14 protein-coding genes, 1 tRNA gene and 1 pseudogene are annotated in these 16,423 nt (G+C 64.7%); 4 read left to right on the top strand and 12 right to left on the bottom strand.

Annotation, left to right across the window (positions count from 1 at the left end):
• Positions 1-2: 2 nt before the first annotated feature.
• From OG300_RS24120 to OG300_RS24085, 8 genes are all read right to left on the bottom strand, one after another.
• Positions 3-788, bottom strand: a complete 786-nt coding sequence (locus tag OG300_RS24120; protein WP_405498641.1) for an ABC transporter permease — start codon at positions 786-788, stop codon at positions 3-5.
• Positions 789-1,335: 547 nt separating this feature from the next.
• On the bottom strand, positions 1,336-2,475 hold the full coding sequence (locus OG300_RS24115) for a CaiB/BaiF CoA transferase family protein (RefSeq protein WP_405485215.1): 1,140 nt from the start codon (positions 2,473-2,475) through the stop codon (positions 1,336-1,338).
• 30 nt (positions 2,476-2,505) lie between these two features.
• Complete coding sequence (locus OG300_RS24110; protein WP_405498640.1) at positions 2,506-3,630, bottom strand: acyl-CoA dehydrogenase family protein; 1,125 nt, start codon at positions 3,628-3,630, stop codon at positions 2,506-2,508.
• 20 nt (positions 3,631-3,650) lie between these two features.
• Complete coding sequence (locus tag OG300_RS24105; protein ID WP_405485213.1) at positions 3,651-4,520, bottom strand: alpha/beta fold hydrolase; 870 nt, start codon at positions 4,518-4,520, stop codon at positions 3,651-3,653.
• The gene (locus OG300_RS24100; RefSeq protein ID WP_405485211.1) at positions 4,520-5,398 is read right to left on the bottom strand and encodes an SDR family oxidoreductase; all 879 of its coding nucleotides are present in this window, start codon (positions 5,396-5,398) and stop codon (positions 4,520-4,522) included. The genes OG300_RS24105 and OG300_RS24100 overlap by 1 nt, the downstream gene beginning before the upstream one ends.
• Positions 5,399-5,432: 34 nt before the next feature.
• Complete coding sequence (locus OG300_RS24095) at positions 5,433-5,864, bottom strand: SRPBCC family protein (protein ID WP_405485209.1); 432 nt, start codon at positions 5,862-5,864, stop codon at positions 5,433-5,435.
• 56 nt (positions 5,865-5,920) lie between these two features.
• Positions 5,921-7,117, bottom strand: coding sequence for a lipid-transfer protein (locus OG300_RS24090; RefSeq protein WP_405485208.1), 1,197 nt, complete (start codon positions 7,115-7,117; stop codon positions 5,921-5,923).
• A gap of 37 nt (positions 7,118-7,154) precedes the next feature.
• The gene (locus tag OG300_RS24085; RefSeq protein WP_405485206.1) at positions 7,155-8,012 is read right to left on the bottom strand and encodes a MaoC/PaaZ C-terminal domain-containing protein; all 858 of its coding nucleotides are present in this window, start codon (positions 8,010-8,012) and stop codon (positions 7,155-7,157) included.
• Between the two features lie 184 nt (positions 8,013-8,196).
• Here OG300_RS24085 and OG300_RS24080 point away from each other — a divergent pair, with 184 nt between their 5' ends.
• Entirely contained in the window at positions 8,197-9,219 is a 1,023-nt protein-coding gene (locus tag OG300_RS24080; RefSeq protein WP_405485204.1) for an AraC family transcriptional regulator, read from the top strand.
• Here the strand turns inward: OG300_RS24080 and OG300_RS24075 are convergent.
• Both OG300_RS24075 and OG300_RS24070 read right to left on the bottom strand, forming a co-directional pair.
• Positions 9,214-10,743 carry a class I adenylate-forming enzyme family protein gene (locus OG300_RS24075; protein ID WP_405485202.1) on the bottom strand — a complete coding sequence of 510 codons (1,530 nt, stop codon included), beginning with the start codon at positions 10,741-10,743 and terminating at the stop codon, positions 9,214-9,216. The two genes, OG300_RS24080 and OG300_RS24075, sit on opposite strands and share 6 nt — an antisense overlap.
• A gap of 291 nt (positions 10,744-11,034) precedes the next feature.
• A pseudogene (locus OG300_RS24070) lies at positions 11,035-11,145 on the bottom strand (transposase); the annotation flags it as partial.
• Between the two features lie 214 nt (positions 11,146-11,359).
• On the opposite strand from OG300_RS24070, the gene OG300_RS24065 reads away from it, so the two are divergent.
• Positions 11,360-11,451, top strand: a tRNA-Leu gene (locus OG300_RS24065).
• 326 nt (positions 11,452-11,777) lie between these two features.
• On the opposite strand, the gene OG300_RS24060 is transcribed toward OG300_RS24065, so the two are convergent.
• Positions 11,778-12,683 carry an alpha/beta hydrolase gene (locus OG300_RS24060; protein WP_405485200.1) on the bottom strand — a complete coding sequence of 302 codons (906 nt, stop codon included), beginning with the start codon at positions 12,681-12,683 and terminating at the stop codon, positions 11,778-11,780.
• Between the two features lie 446 nt (positions 12,684-13,129).
• Positions 13,130-14,323: a TetR/AcrR family transcriptional regulator gene (locus OG300_RS24055; RefSeq protein ID WP_405485198.1), complete on the bottom strand. Its 1,194-nt coding sequence runs from the start codon at positions 14,321-14,323 to the stop codon at positions 13,130-13,132.
• A 373-nt stretch (positions 14,324-14,696) separates the two neighbouring features.
• Between OG300_RS24055 and OG300_RS24050 the strand changes: the two genes are divergently transcribed.
• Both OG300_RS24050 and OG300_RS24045 read left to right on the top strand, forming a co-directional pair.
• Positions 14,697-15,548, top strand: coding sequence for an MlaE family ABC transporter permease (locus tag OG300_RS24050; RefSeq protein WP_405485197.1), 852 nt, complete (start codon positions 14,697-14,699; stop codon positions 15,546-15,548).
• A 1-nt stretch (position 15,549) separates the two neighbouring features.
• Positions 15,550-16,413, top strand: a complete 864-nt coding sequence (locus OG300_RS24045) for an ABC transporter permease (RefSeq protein WP_405485195.1) — start codon at positions 15,550-15,552, stop codon at positions 16,411-16,413.
• Positions 16,414-16,423 lie beyond the last annotated feature (10 nt).

Genomic DNA, 16,423 nt, shown 5'->3' with positions numbered 1-16,423 from the left:
GCCTATCCCGAGAACCGGATACCGGGGTCGATGCCCCAGATGCCGAGTGTGAGAAGCAGATCCGCCAGCACGACCACGACGAAGGAGACCTTGATCGCTTGCCCCGCCGCGACGCCGACCCCCTCGGGCCCACCTTCGGCGAAGAAGCCGTAGTAGGACTGAATGAAGGTCGTCAGCGTGACGAAAACGATCGCCTTGAGGATCGAGAACAGCAGGTCGGTGCTGACCAGGAACTGATGGAAGTAGTGGAAGTAGGTGCCGCTGGACGTTCCGCCCAGCAGCACCACGGTGAACCGCGCCGACAGATAGGCCGCGCTCAGTCCGATCAGATACATGGGCACAATCGCGATGAGCGCGGCCATGATTCGCGTGCTCACCAGGTAGGGGAGCGGCCGAATGGCGAGTGAGTCGAGGGCGTCGATCTCCTCGGAGATCCGCATGGTGCCCAGCTGCGCGGTGATCCGGCAGCCGCCCTGTACGACGAAGGCGATCACCGCGATCATCGGCCCGATCTCCCGGGTGACCGCGAAGGCCGTGATGGCCCCGGTGACCGGCCCCATGCCGAGCAGATCCAGCTGCGAGTACGCCTCCAGGCCGATGGTGATGCCGACGAAGATGTTCATCGCGATAATGACGCCCATGACGCCGCCGCCCACGACGAGCGAACCATTGCCCCAGGTCAGATTGGACAGCAGTCGCCACAGATCCTTGCGATAGTGCCGGAACGCCAACGGAATATCGGCCAGGCAGCGCACGAAGAAGAAGGCCTGATGTCCGGCGCGCTGCATACCTGTCACCGGCACCTGGGCCGCGCGGCGCAATGCGTGCACGGGCCGCAGCAGCGGCGGAACCCGCGAGCAACTGCTGGACTTGCTCTGGCGGCTACACCAGGGCCCCCTGTTCGCGGCCGCCATCGAATTGTGGGTCGCCGCGCGCGCCGATCGGCAACTGTCGGGCCAGCTGTGCGCACTCGAACGGCGGGTTTGCGAGCTCGTTCACGACATAGCAGTGACACTGACTCCAACCGGTGTCTCGCCTATCCCCTTGCGGCAATGGGTGTTCACCGCCGTGGAGGTGATCCAGGGCCTGCTCGTGACAATGCCGCCGCCGCACGACCGAGCGTGCGACGGTGCACAGTGGATTAGAGCGCGAGACCAATTGCTCCGTGCCGCACAACACGGCCTTGCCGGTCCGCCGACAGCAGCGCACTCGGTGTCATCCGACGGTTGCCGCGCTTGCCTCGGGACTCTTTCGGTCGACAGCTGTGGTCTGATCAGGTGAATGTCGGCGTGTGCCAAGCTCCTCATCCTCTGCCGCGCGCCCCAGTGTTCGTTGCTATCTCACCGCACCGGTACTCGAGAACTCTGCTATCTCGACTTCGGAAAGGCCCCAACCTGCCAGTGCGGCAGCGACATCGCGCCCGCTGGCGTCCATGGCGACCGGACGATCGAGTTGCGTGCGGCTGAATCGCGGGGCGGGTGCGGGCTGGATGAGCCCGCCGACCTCGACGAAGGCGTCACGTGCCCGGTTGTGCGGGTGTTCGTGGGCTTCCCACGGCGAAAGCACCGGGGACACACAGGCATCGGAGTCCGCGAACACTTCGGACCACTCGTCGCGGGTCTTGGTTCGGAAGGCGTCGCCGACGACCTTGCTGACTTGCTCGAACCCGCTCGGGTCGATTTGGAACGGCAGCTCCGAGGCGTCGATGCCGAGCTTGTCCAGTAGCTGGGCGTAGAACTGCGGCTCGACACAGCCGACCGCCATGTACTTGCCGTCGGCGGTTTCGTAGGTGTCGTAGAAAGGGGCCGCGCCGTCGAGCATGTTCTCTCCGCGCGGGTTCGGCCACATGCCACCCGCTCGCATTCCGTGCAGGAAGGACATCAGAATGTTCGCGCCGTCCACCATCGCGGCGTCGATGACCTGGCCTTGGCCCGATCGGTCGCGCTCGTAGAGGGCGGCGAGTACGCCCAGCGCGAGGAACAGACCGCCGCCGGCGAAGTCGCCGAGCAGGTTCAGTGGTGCGTGCGGGCGTTCCCCGACCCGGCCGATCGGCTCGAGTGCGCCCGCGATGGCGATGTAGTTGATGTCGTGGCCCGCGCGGGGCGCGAGCGGACCCTCCTGACCCCAGCCGGTCATGCGGCCGTAGATCAGCCGCGGATTCACGGCCAGCAGCGCGTCCGGGCCGATGCCGAGGCGTTCGGCCACACCCGGGCGGAACCCTTCGATGAATACGTCGGCCTCACGCACGAAACGGTGCACGGCGGCAACGCCTTCCGGGCTCTTGAGGTCCACGGCGACGCTGCGGCGGCCGCGATCGAGCGGCCCGGCCGGCGGGGTGACCGCGGCCGATCCGCCGGCCCGATCTACGCGCAGGATCTCCGCGCCCAGATCGGCGAGGATCATGCACCCGAAGGGAGCCGGTGCGAGACTTGCGATTTCGACAACTTTGACACCGGTCAACGGGCCCATGATCACGTCACTTTCTTAGCGAGAACGGTGGTGGCACTACAGGCTGCGGGAAATCAGTTCCTTCATGATTTCGCTGGTGCCGCCGTAGATCTTCTGAATTCGAGAGTCGGCGTACATCCGCGCGATCGGGTACTCGACCATGTAGCCGTAACCGCCGAAGATCTGTACGCAGCGGTCCACGACGAGGCACTGCTGCTCGGTGAGCCACCACTTGGCCTTGGCCGCGGTCGTGATGTCGAGTTCGCCGCGCAGGTGCTTGTCGACGCAGCTGTCCAGGTAGGTCCAGCAGACCGAGGCGAGGGTGTCGCATTCGGCGAGTACGAATTTGGTGTTCTGGAAGGCGAAGATCGGCTTGCCGAAAGCGGTGCGTTCCTTGGCGTAGTCGACGGTGATCCGCACCGCCTTCTCGACGGTGGCCGCCGCCGAGACGGCGAGAATGAGCCGCTCCTGCGGGAGTTGCTGCATGAGCTGGACGAAACCCTGTCCCTCGATGCCGCCCAGGACATTGGCCTGCGGCACTCGCACATCTACGAAATTCAGTTCGCAGGTGTCCTGGCCGTGCTGGCCCACCTTCTCCAGATTGCGTCCGCGGGAGAATCCGGGCAGATCCTTGGTCTCCACACCGATCAGCGAGACGTCGCCGATCCCGCCGGTGTCCGCGGTCTTGGCGACCACGATCACCAGGTCGCACAGGAATCCATTGGAGATGAACGTCTTCGCGCCATTGATGACGTACGCATCGCCTTCTTTGATGGCGCGGGTCTTGATGTTCTGCAGATCCGACCCGGTGCCGGGCTCGGTCATGGCGATGGCGGCGACCAGCTCACCGCTGGCCATCTTCGGCAGCCAGTTCACCTTCTGCTCTTCGGTGCCGTAGGCATTGATGTAGTGCGCGATGATGCCGCTGTGCAGCACGCCGCCGAAGCTGGGCGCGAGCGACCGGACCTGCTCGATGGCGATGACGGCCTCGTGTGCGAAATCGCCACCGCCACCGCCGTACTCCTCGGGGATGCTGGCGCACAGCAGGCCGTGTTTGCCCGCCTCGAGCCAGACGTCCCGGTCGACATGCTGTTGCTTGCCCCAGCGGTCCTCGTGCGGCACACAGAATTTCGTGAAGAAGTTGCGGGCGAGGTCGGCGACCTGATCGAGGTCTTCGTTCATCCAAGTGGATCGGTGCACGGTCACGAGATCTCCCTCGAGTGGTTCGTCATGCCCGCCAATTCGCGGGCGTGCTGGGCGATTACGGTGGCGGCGTCCAATTGTGGGCAGTGTCCCGAATGCGGCAAGACGACCAGGCGACTCCCCGGATTGGCCGCGTGCAATGTGCGGCTGGCCGATATCGGGACCAGTCGGTCGCGGGCGCCGTGGACGATGACCAGCGGGACTCGCACTCCGCCGTGCTCGCGCGTGCGGTCCAGCTCCGCTTTGAACCTGGCGCCGAGCCGGAACAGCCGGTGGGCCTCGCGGAGGTCGGGGAAGACCTCCGCGAGCTGCGCCACCACCTCGGGATCGACCGCGGATCTGCGGCCGTACAGCAGATGGCTCATTGCGTGCTGGGTACAGGCCCGGTACAGACGCCCGGAAACTCCGATCGGCGCAAGGAGTCCACTACTCGCCAGGAGTGGCCCGAGCCCGACCGAGACCGTCTTTTTCCAGGTGATTCCGGCGATATCGAGTGCCATGACCGCGGTGACCGGCAGGTCGCGGTGCCGGCCCGCCCGGGCGGCCAAGGCCGCACCGAGCGAGTTTCCCACCACCACAACACCTTCGGCAGCTCCGTAGCGGCGGATCACCTCGACGAGAAACATGTCGAGCTGGGACAGTAACTCGCCCGGTGCGAGCGGATCCGCCCCGCCGAAGCCGGGCAGGTCGACCGCGACCGCCGCCCGCCCGGCTTCGTGCATCATCTCGAGTACCTGGACCCAGCACTCCGACGCGTGCCCGAATCCGTGCACGAACAGCACGGTGGGGCCGTGTCCTGCTACCGCCAGTTCACGGGTGCGGAATCCGGCGTAGTCTGCTCGTCGCTCCACGATGAACGACGTGCTCATTACGACCAGCGATCGAACTGCGCGGGCAGCTCGTCGAGCACCCAGGGGCCGTCGACTTCCACCGTCTCGGCGAAGGTCCAGCCTTGGAGCAGGGAGATCGCGCCGCCCTGCACCGCGAGCACTTTGCCGTTGAGCGGGCACTTCTCGCTCGCCAGGTAGGCGACGACGGGGGCGATATTGGCCGGGCTGAAAGCGTCGAATTCGCCTTCGGGCACTTCATCGGCGAAGATCGCACTCATGCCGGGGGTGGCCAGGGTGAGCCGGGTGCGGGCCACCGGGGTGATGGCGTTGACACGGACGCCGTAGCGTGAGAGTTCTTCGGCGGCAACGAGAGTCATCGCGGCGATGCCCGCCTTGGCGGCGGCGTAGTTGACCTGTCCGGGCAGTGTGGAGAAGGTGCCCGAGGCCGAGGCGGTATTGATCACCGAGGCATTGCGCGGGGTACCCGCCTTCGACTGGTCCTTCCAATAGACCGCGGCATGGCGCAGCAGATTGAAATGGCCATTGAGGTGCACGCCGACGACGGAGTCCCACTGCGACTTCTCGATGCCCGCGATGAACGCGTCCCGCAGAATGCCCGCATTGTTGACCACGACATCGAGGCCGCCGAACTCCGAGATCGCCTGGTCGACAAGCTTCTTCGCGCCATCCCAGTCCGCGACGTTGTCGGTGTTGGCGACCGCCTTACCGCCCGCCGCGATGATCTCGTCGACTACTTCCTGCGCCGGACCGACATCGGAGCCGCTCCCGTCATTGGACCCACCGAGGTCGTTGACCACGACGCTGACGCCCTGTGTCGCGAGCAGCAGTGCGTGTTCGCGGCCGATGCCGCGACCCGCGCCGGTGACGATCGCGACGCGATTCTCCATTGAACCCATCTGAATTCCCTTGTCTAGGTGCCGAAGTGGCGGGTCAGGCGAGAAGCTCGGCGAGCTTGTTCAGCGAGGCCTCGAGCTCCTTGGAGGCGGTGCGCTCGATGGCCTTGCCGATCGCGCCGACCATCATCTGGCTGATGAACTCCGCGTCGATCTTGGCGATCGAGCTGTCGCCCTTGACCTCGACGGACATGGTGAAGCTGACCTTGGCATTGGCCATGCCGGTGCCGGAGATGGTGAAGGTGTTCGGGGCGTCGTACTCGACGACATCCCAGATGATGGTGTTGGGCATCCCCATGATGGAGACGACCTCGCTCATCTTGTCGCCCTGTGCGATGACCGTGGGCGCTGCGCTCTTCCACTTGTCGTGCAGGGTGTTCCATTCCGCATTGCGGCTCGGGTCGGCGATGATCGCCCACACCTTGTCCTGCGAAGCCGCGATTTCCTTCGATGCCGAAGCCAGTGCCATGAGTTGAGCCTTTCTCAAATCTTTGTGTCGGAGTGAGGGGTTGCCGCAGCGCGGGATCAGCGCTCGGCGGGGCGGTACGCGGTCACGACGACGCTGCCGCCGAGTCCGATATTGTGCGCGAGGGCGACCTTCGCACCGTCAACCTGGCGCTTGTCCGCCGAACCGCGCAGCTGCCAGGTCAATTCGGCGGTCTGCGCCAGGCCGGTCGCACCCAGGGGGTGACCCTTGGAGATCAGTCCGCCGGACGGGTTGACGACCCAGCGCCCGCCGTAGGTGGTGTCACCCGCGTCGATGAGCTTGTGCGCCTCGCCTTCGGCGGCGAGTCCGAGGGCCTCGTAGGTGAGCAGTTCGTTGGCCGCGAAGCAGTCGTGCAGTTCGATCACGTCGATGTCCTCGGGCCCGATCTGCGCCTGCTCGTACACCCGCTGCGCGGCCGTGCGGCTCATATCCGCGCCGACCAGACTGATGAGGCTGTTGCGTTCGAAGGTGCCGGGAACATCGGTGACCAGGGACTGTCCGACGATCTCGATCGCCTGTCCCGCCAGATCGTGCTCCTCCACGAAACGCTCGCTGGCCAGGATCGCCGCGCCCGAACCGTCGGAGGTGGGCGAGCACATCGGGCGAGTCAGCTCCGCGGCGGCGTAGACCATCTTCGCGGACTTGATCTCGTCGGCGGTGTAGCTGTTCTGGAACTGGGCGTACGGATTGTTCACCGAGTGCCGGTGGTTCTTGACCGCGATCTGCACCATGTGTTCCGGGGTGGAGCCGTACTTCTCATGGTGTTCCAGCCCTGCCGCACCGAACATCCACGGCGCGGGCGGGAACGCGATCTCGCGCAGTTCCGCCATGGCCAGCAGGTGGCGCTGCATGGGCGGTTCGCGGTCGTCGTAGGTGGAGCCCAGCGAGCCCGGCTGCATCTTCTCGAAACCGATGGCGAGCGTGCAGTCCGCCAGTCCGCCCCGAATCGCCTGTGCGGCAAGGTACATGGCGCTCGAACCGGTCGAGCAGTTGCTGTTGACATTGAATACCGGGATGCCGGTCAGGCCCAGTTCGTAGACGGCACGGTGCCCCGAGCAGGAATCGCCGTAGCAGTAGCCGGCGTAGGCCTGCTGCACCTTGTCGTAGGCGATTCCGGCATCGGTGAGGGCATTGGTGCCGGACTCGCGTGCCATGGCCGGGTAGTCCCAGCCCTCGCGCCCACCGGGCTTCTCGAACTTCGTCATGCCGACGCCGATGACGTACACGCGGTTCATGGTTGAACTCCTCTGATTAGCGTTGTGGCCGTGGTGATTACGCGATCTCGGCAATGCCGTCCTTGATCAGCGCGTCGCCCTCGCTGCTCGCGCTCTCGAACGCGTAGACCTGACGCCCGTCCCGCTCGCCGGTGTGCCAGATGGACGTGGTCATTCGCTGTTCGGGTCGCGCGGGCTTGCTGAACCGCACCGCGAGCCGCTTGAGTCGCGCGGGATCGTCCACGGCGACTTGGGACAGCACGGCGTGCGAGGTGAACGCCATCGTGCACAAACCGTGGATGATGATGCCGGGCAGGCCCATCTGCCTGGCGAACTCGTCGTCCAGGTGGATCGGCATGGGATCACCGGCCGGTTCGGCATAGCGGAAGGTCTGGTCCTTGTCGAACTGCTGCTCGACCACGAAGTCGGCGGCGCGGCTACGCAGGGTCTCGTCGAAAGTGTGTGCGGGGGCGAAGGTTCCGGCCTCGTGCGGCCACACCCCGCCCTTGAAGAACCCGGAGAAGTACTGTTCGTTGACCAGTGCGCCCGCAGCGTCCCGGGTCTCGCCGATCGTGGTCACCACGACGCCGGTCGACTTTCCGTGAATGCCGACGACCTTCGACCGGACGGTGACCGATTCGCCGGGCACGAGCGGGCGGTGGAAGCGAAAGTCCTGCTCACCGTGCAGGATTCGGAACATCAGCTCGTCCGGGACGACTGACATGGTGTTGTCTGCCATATCCGTCAGCGCGGGTACGACCGCGAATACCGGGGGAGCGAAGGTGCCATCGAGGTGTTGCGCGATCGGGTCGTTGGTCGCCTCGGCGTAGGCGATCGAGCGTTCCTTCTCGACGGGGAACTCGATTTCGGGGTTCCACCTGCCGATTCCGTCGGCATTGAACGCGTGTTCGGACATGCACCATCCTCCTCGAGGGCAACATCGTGCGTCGTGGCCGGTCGCCGGCCTGATCGCTCGTATGTCGAGCCTAGGAACGGGAGAGATCGTGCGAAATGACTCGACTTCGCACAGTTCGTGACAGAAGTGCGCATTGCTGCGCTGGTAGGTTGCAGTCGCGGCAATCCGGTCGAAGGAGGGGTCTATGGCGAATCGCACCGTGGCGATTCAATTCGTGCGCGCCGCCATGGATACCGCCGCCACTCGCGGTATCGATATCCGCGGCGCGCTGCGCGATGTGCGCATCACCCCGGAAATGATCGGGCACGATCGAGTTCGCGTCACCGCGGAGCAAGCCGCCCGGGTCGTGCAGGCGCTGTGGGATCAGACCGACGACGAATTGGGCGGGCTCGGTCCCCGTCCGGTCGCGCGCGGCACCTTCCGCATGATCACGTTCGGCGTTATCCACGCCCCGGACCTGCGCACCGCATTGACCCGTTTCACCGAGTTCCTCGCGCTCAGCACCGGGCTGCGCTCGGATCTGGTCGAGGAGGGCGGGTGCGCGCGCATCGTGATTCACGGGAATCCGGAGGCGCAGCTGGACCCGCTGACGCTCGATATCGCCGTCGCGGTCATTCACCGATTCGCATCCTGGTTGATTCGCAAGCAGATTCGGCTCACCGCGCTGGAATTCCCCTATCCCGCACCGACTTACGTTTCCGACTACCGACTGATATTCGGTGTGACGCCAGACTTCGGCGGAACCGGAACCGCATTTACTTTCGACCCGATGTACCTGTCGGTGCCGGTGGTGCGCACCGAGGCCGAATTGGCCGAGTTCCTGCGCAGTGCCCCCGCCGGATTGCTCTTCCGCAGCCGATACGACGTCACCACCGCCGACCGGGTACGAAACATACTGGAACGCAACACATCCACCGAGTGGCTCAGCACCGAAGAAGCCGCGAAACGGCTGTCGCTGAGCGCTCAGCACGTCCGCCGCCTACTTCGAGAGGAAGGCACGTCCTTTCGCGCCATCCAGGAGGACATCCTGCGCGACCGCGCCATCGAAAGCCTCGTGCGCGGCGAGGAGACCATCGAGGAACTCTCCGAGCGCTTGGGCTACTCCGAACCCAGCGCTTTCCGCCGCGCTTTCCGCCGGTGGACGGGTATTTCGCCGGGGTCCTACCGACCCGCACTCATTTCCCCGCCACCTCGGCCTGCGTCATGAGGAAGTCGAGAACTGCTCTCGCAGTGCGCGTTTGAGGATCTTCCCGGAGAGATTTCGCGGGATCTGCTCGGTGATCACCAGGTCGTGCGGCAGTTTGTAATGCGCGATCCGTTCCGCGCAGAACTCGCGTAGTGCCTCCAGGGTCAGCGCCGCACCTTCCTGGACCACGGCCACGGCGACGATACTTTCGCCGTATTCGGTGTGCGTGCGGGCGATGACAGCCGTGTCAAGGATGTCCGGATGGGCGGCGATCGCGTTCTCGACCTCGACCGAGTACACATTGCGACCACCGGTGATGATCATGTCCTTGAGCCGGTCGACCAGGGTCATATAGCCGTCTGCGTCCAGGCGGGCGAGGTCGCCGGTATGCAGCCATCCGTTGCGGATGGTCTCGGCGGTGGCATCGGGCTTGTTCCAGTAACGCTTCATCACGCTTTCGCCGCGCAGCACCAGTTCGCCGACCTCGCCCGGGCCGATGTCTCGGCCATCCGGATCGACGATCCGGCACTCCATCATGGGAATTGCCTGGCCGCCACTGGCATCGGGGCGTGCGCGTACCTGCTCATGGTTGGAGAAGATGCCATTGGGCCCGGCTTCGGTCTGACCGCAGGCCTGCATGAACTCGACGTTCGGCAGTGCCGCGACGAGCTGTTCCACCGTGCTCGCGGGCATCGGCGCCGCGCCGAAAATCCCAGTCCGCCAGGCGGATAACCGCCGCTGCGCCAAATCGGGCGTTCGGAGCAGGAATTGGTACATGGTGGGGACACCGAAGAACGTAGTGATTCGCTCGTTCTCCATCGTGGTGACCACGGCGACCGGGTCGAATCCGCCCAGCACGACATGGGTAGCGCCGACGAGGGTGCCCGGAATGATCAACATGCACAGTTCGGCGGCGTGATACAGCGGTGCGACGTGCAGGATTCGGTCGCCGTCACGCAGTCCGCCGGTAGCCATCACACCCACGCCGACCCATAGTGCGCGGTGATGGTCGAACAACGCGCCCTTGGGTGATCCGGTGGTGCCGGACGTGTACAGGATCTGTGCGTCATCGGATTCATGGACCGCGACATCGACTCTCGGTCCGGTGTACGCCTCGGCCAGCGCGAACAGATCCGAGAACCCCTCGAGCTCGGACAACGCGAAAGTGTGCAGGGCCTCGGGCAGGCCATTGGTCACGGCCTTGCGCACGGTAGGGGCGACGGCGGCATCGAAAACCAGTGCGGTCGCACCGGAATCGCGCAACAGGTAGTCGAGCTCGGGCGGAGCGGATCCCGGATTGATCGGAACGAAGATCGCGCCCAGCCGGTGTGTGGCATAGAAGGCGATGACGAACCGATCAGAGTTGGTCGCCATCAGCGCAAGCCGATCACCCTGGGAAACCCCCTGCGCGGCAAGCGCACCCGCGACGCGATCGACCTGGGCATCGAGCTCGGCATAGCTGTAGCGACGGTCGCCGAAAACCAGCGCCTCACGGTCCGGGACACGTCTCGCCGTCGAGCGCAGTGTCTCACCGATTGTGGCCATGGATCCTCCAGAACTGCGATATGTGAATGTCCAGTAGTGTAACAGTGGTCACATAGCAATTGTCTAGCCCTGGCGTTGAGGCATTGAACGGCTCTTATTGGGGAGATTCGAACCGGTTTACGCGAAGGGGCGGATGATGAATCCCAATAAGTGAAGATTGAGTAGTATAGACGCGAGAGATGGTTTGCACGGGCGTGGTCATCGACGACGGAGATATTCAGCAGGCAAGCAGGGCTGCGTCTTCAGACTCGGCCTGCGCGTAGGCGGTCGCCTGTGACATGGAAGGACCGGGTAGGCCTTGAGCGCTCGAGCGTCGGTGAATCGTTTTCGATCATCACCAACTTCGGCGAGAAGGCGAGCTCCGGTGGTCTTATCCAGGCCCCGGAAGCTGGTGATGACCTCGCAGTCGGGGTACCGCATTCGGCATCGGAACGGCGATGTAGGAGGGGAGTCGCCTGCCGATCACTGGTCCGCGGTCCGTTGCCACCGGCGGCGAAATCGCTGGTCACGGCGGGGGATTTGGCATCAAATTTGGCATCACAACAGGGCGTGACGTATGGGTCAGGGTGGGACCAGGCGGACACCATGGACGAATAAGATCCCGCTGACCTGCACGAGCGGGATGTGGCGATACCCCAAGACACGTCCAGGACTGTTTCCTGTTGGCTCATAACCCAGAGGTCGCAGGTTCAAATCCTGTCCCCGCTACTAACGAGGGCGGTCCTGACCGGTTGGTTTAAGGACCGCCCTCGACTTTTGTCGAGGTTCTTGGCAACGGATTTGGCAACTCGCCGACAGATCTGGACTCGCCTGGTGTACGAGAACTGCGAAATGCGTTGCTAGCAATTGAGTCTCGGCGGATCGAGCGGGACGCGGTGGGACGGTGCGATCGCTGGGGTGCCAACCCCGCGATCCCAGCGGCGGTACGGGAGCCCGGACGCATAGCCGATTGAGGGGCAAGCAGTCCGGGGTTCGCAGGGGCGATGGTCCCGTCCGCGAGAGGTGGCTGGTTCGACCTGATCGTGCGGCGCGTTCTATGCCGTGGAGGCTCGGTTCGGGTGGGAGGCCGAGGTGTCGAGGTCTGCGATGAATCGTTGGATTCGGTCGAGGGCGTCTCGTGCTTCGGGTAGAACCCGGTAGAAGATTTGGAAGACGTGGATTTGACCAGGCCAGATCTGCAATTCGCAAGTGCCGCCAGCGAGTTGGAGGGCGGCGGCGTACTGTTCGGCGTCAGCGCGCAGGATTTCGCGGCCGCCGGCTTGGATCAGCATCGGTGGCAGATCCGCGCCGACGTCGCGGCATACGTCCAAGCGTGGGTCGGTGGTGTCGGCGCCGGCGGTGTAGAGGCCGGTCAATCGGCGCGCGATACCGACTCCGATGAACGGGTCGCGCGACACCGACTCATGTTCGGCGGCAACGTTGTACGTGGGATCGATCAAAGGTGACATCAGGACGGCACCTGCGGGCTGCGCGATGCCGCGCCGCCGCAACTCGCCGCACAACGCCACCGTCAGATGCCCTCCGGCCGAGTCTCCGGCCACGACGATGTCGGCCGGATCGAAGCCCTGGCCCAACAACCAGAGGAAGCCGTCGACCGCGTCCTGGTGGGCCGCCGGAAAGCGGTGTTCGGGACCTCGGCGGTAGCGCAGGACGAAGGCGGGTCTGCCGGTGCGGGAGGTCAATTGCGTGACCAGGCCGCGGTGTGTGGCCGGTGAGCATCCGATGTATCCGCTGCCGTGCAGGTAGTAGAGCACCCGCTGGCCGGGCCGGGCCGGGCCGCCGACCCACTCCCCGCGTACCGTGCCCGGTTCGTCGACTCGGAGTACCCGTGACCTGCGTGGGCGTTGGTATCCGATGACGGACATGGCGTTGAGCAGTCCGCGTCCGGCGTAGGCACCGGCGCGATTGCCTGGAATCAGCGCCGGCAGCCAACGCGCCATCGACGCCACGGTCAGAATCCGTCGGCTTACCGGTGATGCCGTCCACGCTGACGGCCCAGTAGAACTGGTCATTCCACGATTGAACCACGCCTGATCGCTAAACGGAACTATTAGGCATTCACATGATGGAAGTTTGACGCATTGGCGATCATGTCGATGGTGGCGTTATTTAGTTGGGGTGCAACATGATTCATGAGAACTGCTCCTTGCTTCTGCCTCTTTCGAAGTGCCACCGAAGTCAATGTGGAGACAAGCGCAACAACACTTGTCGATTGTCGGGCCTTTGCCGGCCGAGGCAACCCCGGCATGCCGACCTACCCGGAGATGGGTGACGAGGAGCTCCGCCGGCATCGAAATGCCGGAAGTTGCGCGAGCTTCCTCCATGCGGTGATCCGTGGGGATCATCGCACCGAAACAGCAGATCGCGGCCGATCATCCGGCGAGGGTCAGTCGGCTGAAATGGCCAGCAGGCGAGCAGCAATCGTGTGCAGGGCGGTGAGAACGCCCGGGCGCGTTCGCAGGTGGGGCATGAGGGCGATGTCGTTCATCATGGTTTGGGTTGCTTGTACTCGGATGCGGGCGGCGACCGGGTCCCAGGTGGGGTGGATTTGGGTTGTCAGATATACCCACTCGGCGATGTAGGAGTGCTGGGCGGCGCGGGCGCGGTGCCTGTCGGTGTCGGGCAGGTGCATGGATTCCGCGACGAGCAGTTCGATCAGTTCGGGGCTCTCGAAGGCGAATTCGCTGTAGCTGGTGAGCAATCGCTGCAAGCCGTCGCGGGCGTCGGTGGCGTGGGCGAAGGCGCGGTTCATCTCGACCTGCAGCCATTCGTCGCCGCGGAACATCGCGGCGACCAGGATGTCGGATTTGGCGGGGAAGTGGTTGTAGACGCTCGGGCCGGAGATTCCGACGGCGGCGCCGATGTCCTCCATGCTCACGGCCGCGAATCCGTTCCTGGCGAACAGTCGGATCGCTTCGGTGAGGATGGCCTCGCGGCGTGAGCGCCGCACCAGTGCCGGGGTGTGCTCGGTGCTGTGGCTGGGCTGGTCGGGCAGTGTGATCGGCGCATCGATGATCGTGGTGAGGAGTTCCTCGATTAGTGCGGTGAATCCGGGCTCGGGGAGCGAAAGGCTGTGAAGCGAAAGGCTGTTCGTGGTCGTCAGCGTGCACCAGGCCAGCAGATCGGACTCCGTCGGGCTCAGTTCGGGTCGGCGTTCGCGCAGGAGTTCGGCCAGCCGTGCGCCGACGCGTTTGGTCCCCTGCCGGATCGCCAGGCGGTCGTCGGCCGGAAGCTGGCGGGATTCCCGCCGCACCAGCACGCCGACGGGCCGGTGTTCGAGCGCCGCTGCCGCCACTGTCGAGACCAGATTGTCGGCCGTTGCCGCGTTCAGCGCACCGTCCACGGCGCTCAGCGCCTCGCTGACAACGGCGGCCAGCAAGTCCTGCTTGCTGCGGAAGTGCCGATACAGCGCGGACGGACCGATGGCCACCGCTTCGGCGACATCGCTGATGGCGACTTTGGCGTAGCCCTTCTCGTAGAAGAGATCCGTCGCCGCGCGCACGATCAGTTGACGCCGATTCGCGGGCCGCGTGCCGCGGACCGGGTCGCCGAGGGCGCGCCTGTCCGACCCGCTCACCATGCCGTTCGCCTCCGATCCTCGCCTCAGGACGAGCGTGTGATGCTACCGCGTCGTCTTGGTGTCTCGGCACAGGACATCGCCGCCGTGACGGCGTCCGCACCCTGCCTACCTGGCTCTACCGGTAGTCGCAAATCGATCCTTATCATTGCTCAATGAACTATCTCATATTCACTTATTGCTCAGGGTCTACGCTGCGTGGCCTCGATAACCACTGTTCATTTGCAGGAAAAGCCTAGTGGAAACCCTCGAAATCTCGCTCTTGCCTCAAGTCATGTGACTGCTGTTACACTACGCCGAGTTCACATATGGCACATCTGGAGGATCAATGGCGTCACCCGGCAGTAGTCGCTCGACTTCCACGGACGGGTGAGGCATGGTGCAGTCGATCAGGGATTTGCGCGGCCCGTCCGTGGCCGCGTTGCAGTGGGGCCGGGGCTACTACCGTGACCACCCGGTGCGATCGATCGAAACGTTCGGCAGGCAGATCACCATGGGCCGCCAAGCGATTTCGCAGCTGATCGGAGACCTGCTCCGGGGAAGATTCCACTTCGGCGAGTTCATTCGCCAGTGCGCGTTCATGACGAACGCCTCGGCCGCGCCGACCGTGCTGATCGCGATTCCGATCGGCGTCATCCTGTCGATTCAGGTCGGTTCGCTGGTGGTCCAGGTGGGCGCCACCTCGTTCATGGGCGCGGCCAGCGGGCTCGGCATCATCAAACAGGGTGCGCCGCTGGTGACTTCGCTGATGATCGCGGGTGCGGTCGGGTCCGCGATCTGCGCCGATCTGGGTTCGCGGACAGTGCGCGAGGAGATCGACGCCATGAAGGTGATGGGTGTCGATCCGCTGACTCGCTTGGTCGCGCCCCGACTGCTCGCGGCGATGCTGGTGAGCGTGCTGCTGTGCGGGTTCGTCGTCTTCGTCGGATTCATTACCGGCTACATGTTCAACGTCTATGTGCAGGGCGGCACGGCCGGCTCGTTCGTGAGCACCTTCGCCGCCTTCGCCGGTCCCGCCGATCTGGTTGCCGCGGTGACCAAGTCGCTGATCTTCGGACTGCTGACGGCGATCATCGCCTGCGATACCGGCCTGAACACCCACGGCGGTCCCGGTGGCGTGGCGAACGCGGTGAACTCTGCGGTGGTCAACTCCGCGCTGCTGCTGTTCGCGACCAACGTGATCCTCACCCAGGTGTTCAACGCCCTGTTCCCGCACCAGGTGGTCTGAGATGGCGGCTACCTATGTGCCCCCACTGCTGCGCCCGGTCCGCGCCCTGCGCCGGGCGGCCGACGCGCCGCTGAACGCGGTGCGGCAGGCGGGCCATCAAGCGTTCTTCTTCGTCCGCTGCCTGGCCGATATTCCGTTGGCGTTCAAGCACTATCGCAAGGACGTGTGGCGACTGCTGTCCGACGTCACCTGGGGCAATGGCTCGCTCGTCGTGGGCGGCGGGGTGATGGGGGTGATCATCGCGATGAATATCTTTGTCGGCATCACCATTGGCCTGGAGGCGTTTTCGCAGCTGGACCTGCTCGGAATGGGGCCGGTCACCGGTGCGATCACCGCGTTCGCCGTGACCCGGGAGATCGGGCCGATGATCGCGGTCGTCGCCTTCGTGGTGCAGGGCGGTTGCCGGATCACCGCGCAATTGGGCACGATGCGGATCTCCGAGGAGATCGACGCGTTGGACTCGCTCGCGATCCGGCCGCTGCCGTACCTGGTGAGCACCCGAATTCTGGCCGCGTGGATCACCATCGTCCCGATGTATCTGGTCGGGCTCACCGCCGCCTATGTGTCCGCGCGGCTGACCGTGACGCTGATGGGTGGCACCTCCAGCGGCACCTACTTCCACTATTTCCATCAGTTCTTCGTCAGCACAGACCTGCTCTTCTCGATTCTCAAAGCGGTCGTGTTCGTCACGCTGACGACCTTCATCCAGTCGTACTACGGGTTCTTCGCCGAGGGCGGTCCCGAAGGGGTCGGTGTCGCGGCGGGCGCGGCCATCAAGGTCTGCTTCGTCGTCGTGGTGCTCGCTGATCTGCTTCTGACGCTGGGTATCTGGGGTATCGACCCTGGAATTCGATTCTCGGGATAGGGGGACGGCA

The organism is Nocardia sp. NBC_00511 (genome assembly GCF_045161165.1).
Taxonomy (GTDB): domain Bacteria; phylum Actinomycetota; class Actinomycetes; order Mycobacteriales; family Mycobacteriaceae; genus Nocardia.
This window is presented reverse-complemented; position numbering and strand designations above follow the sequence as displayed.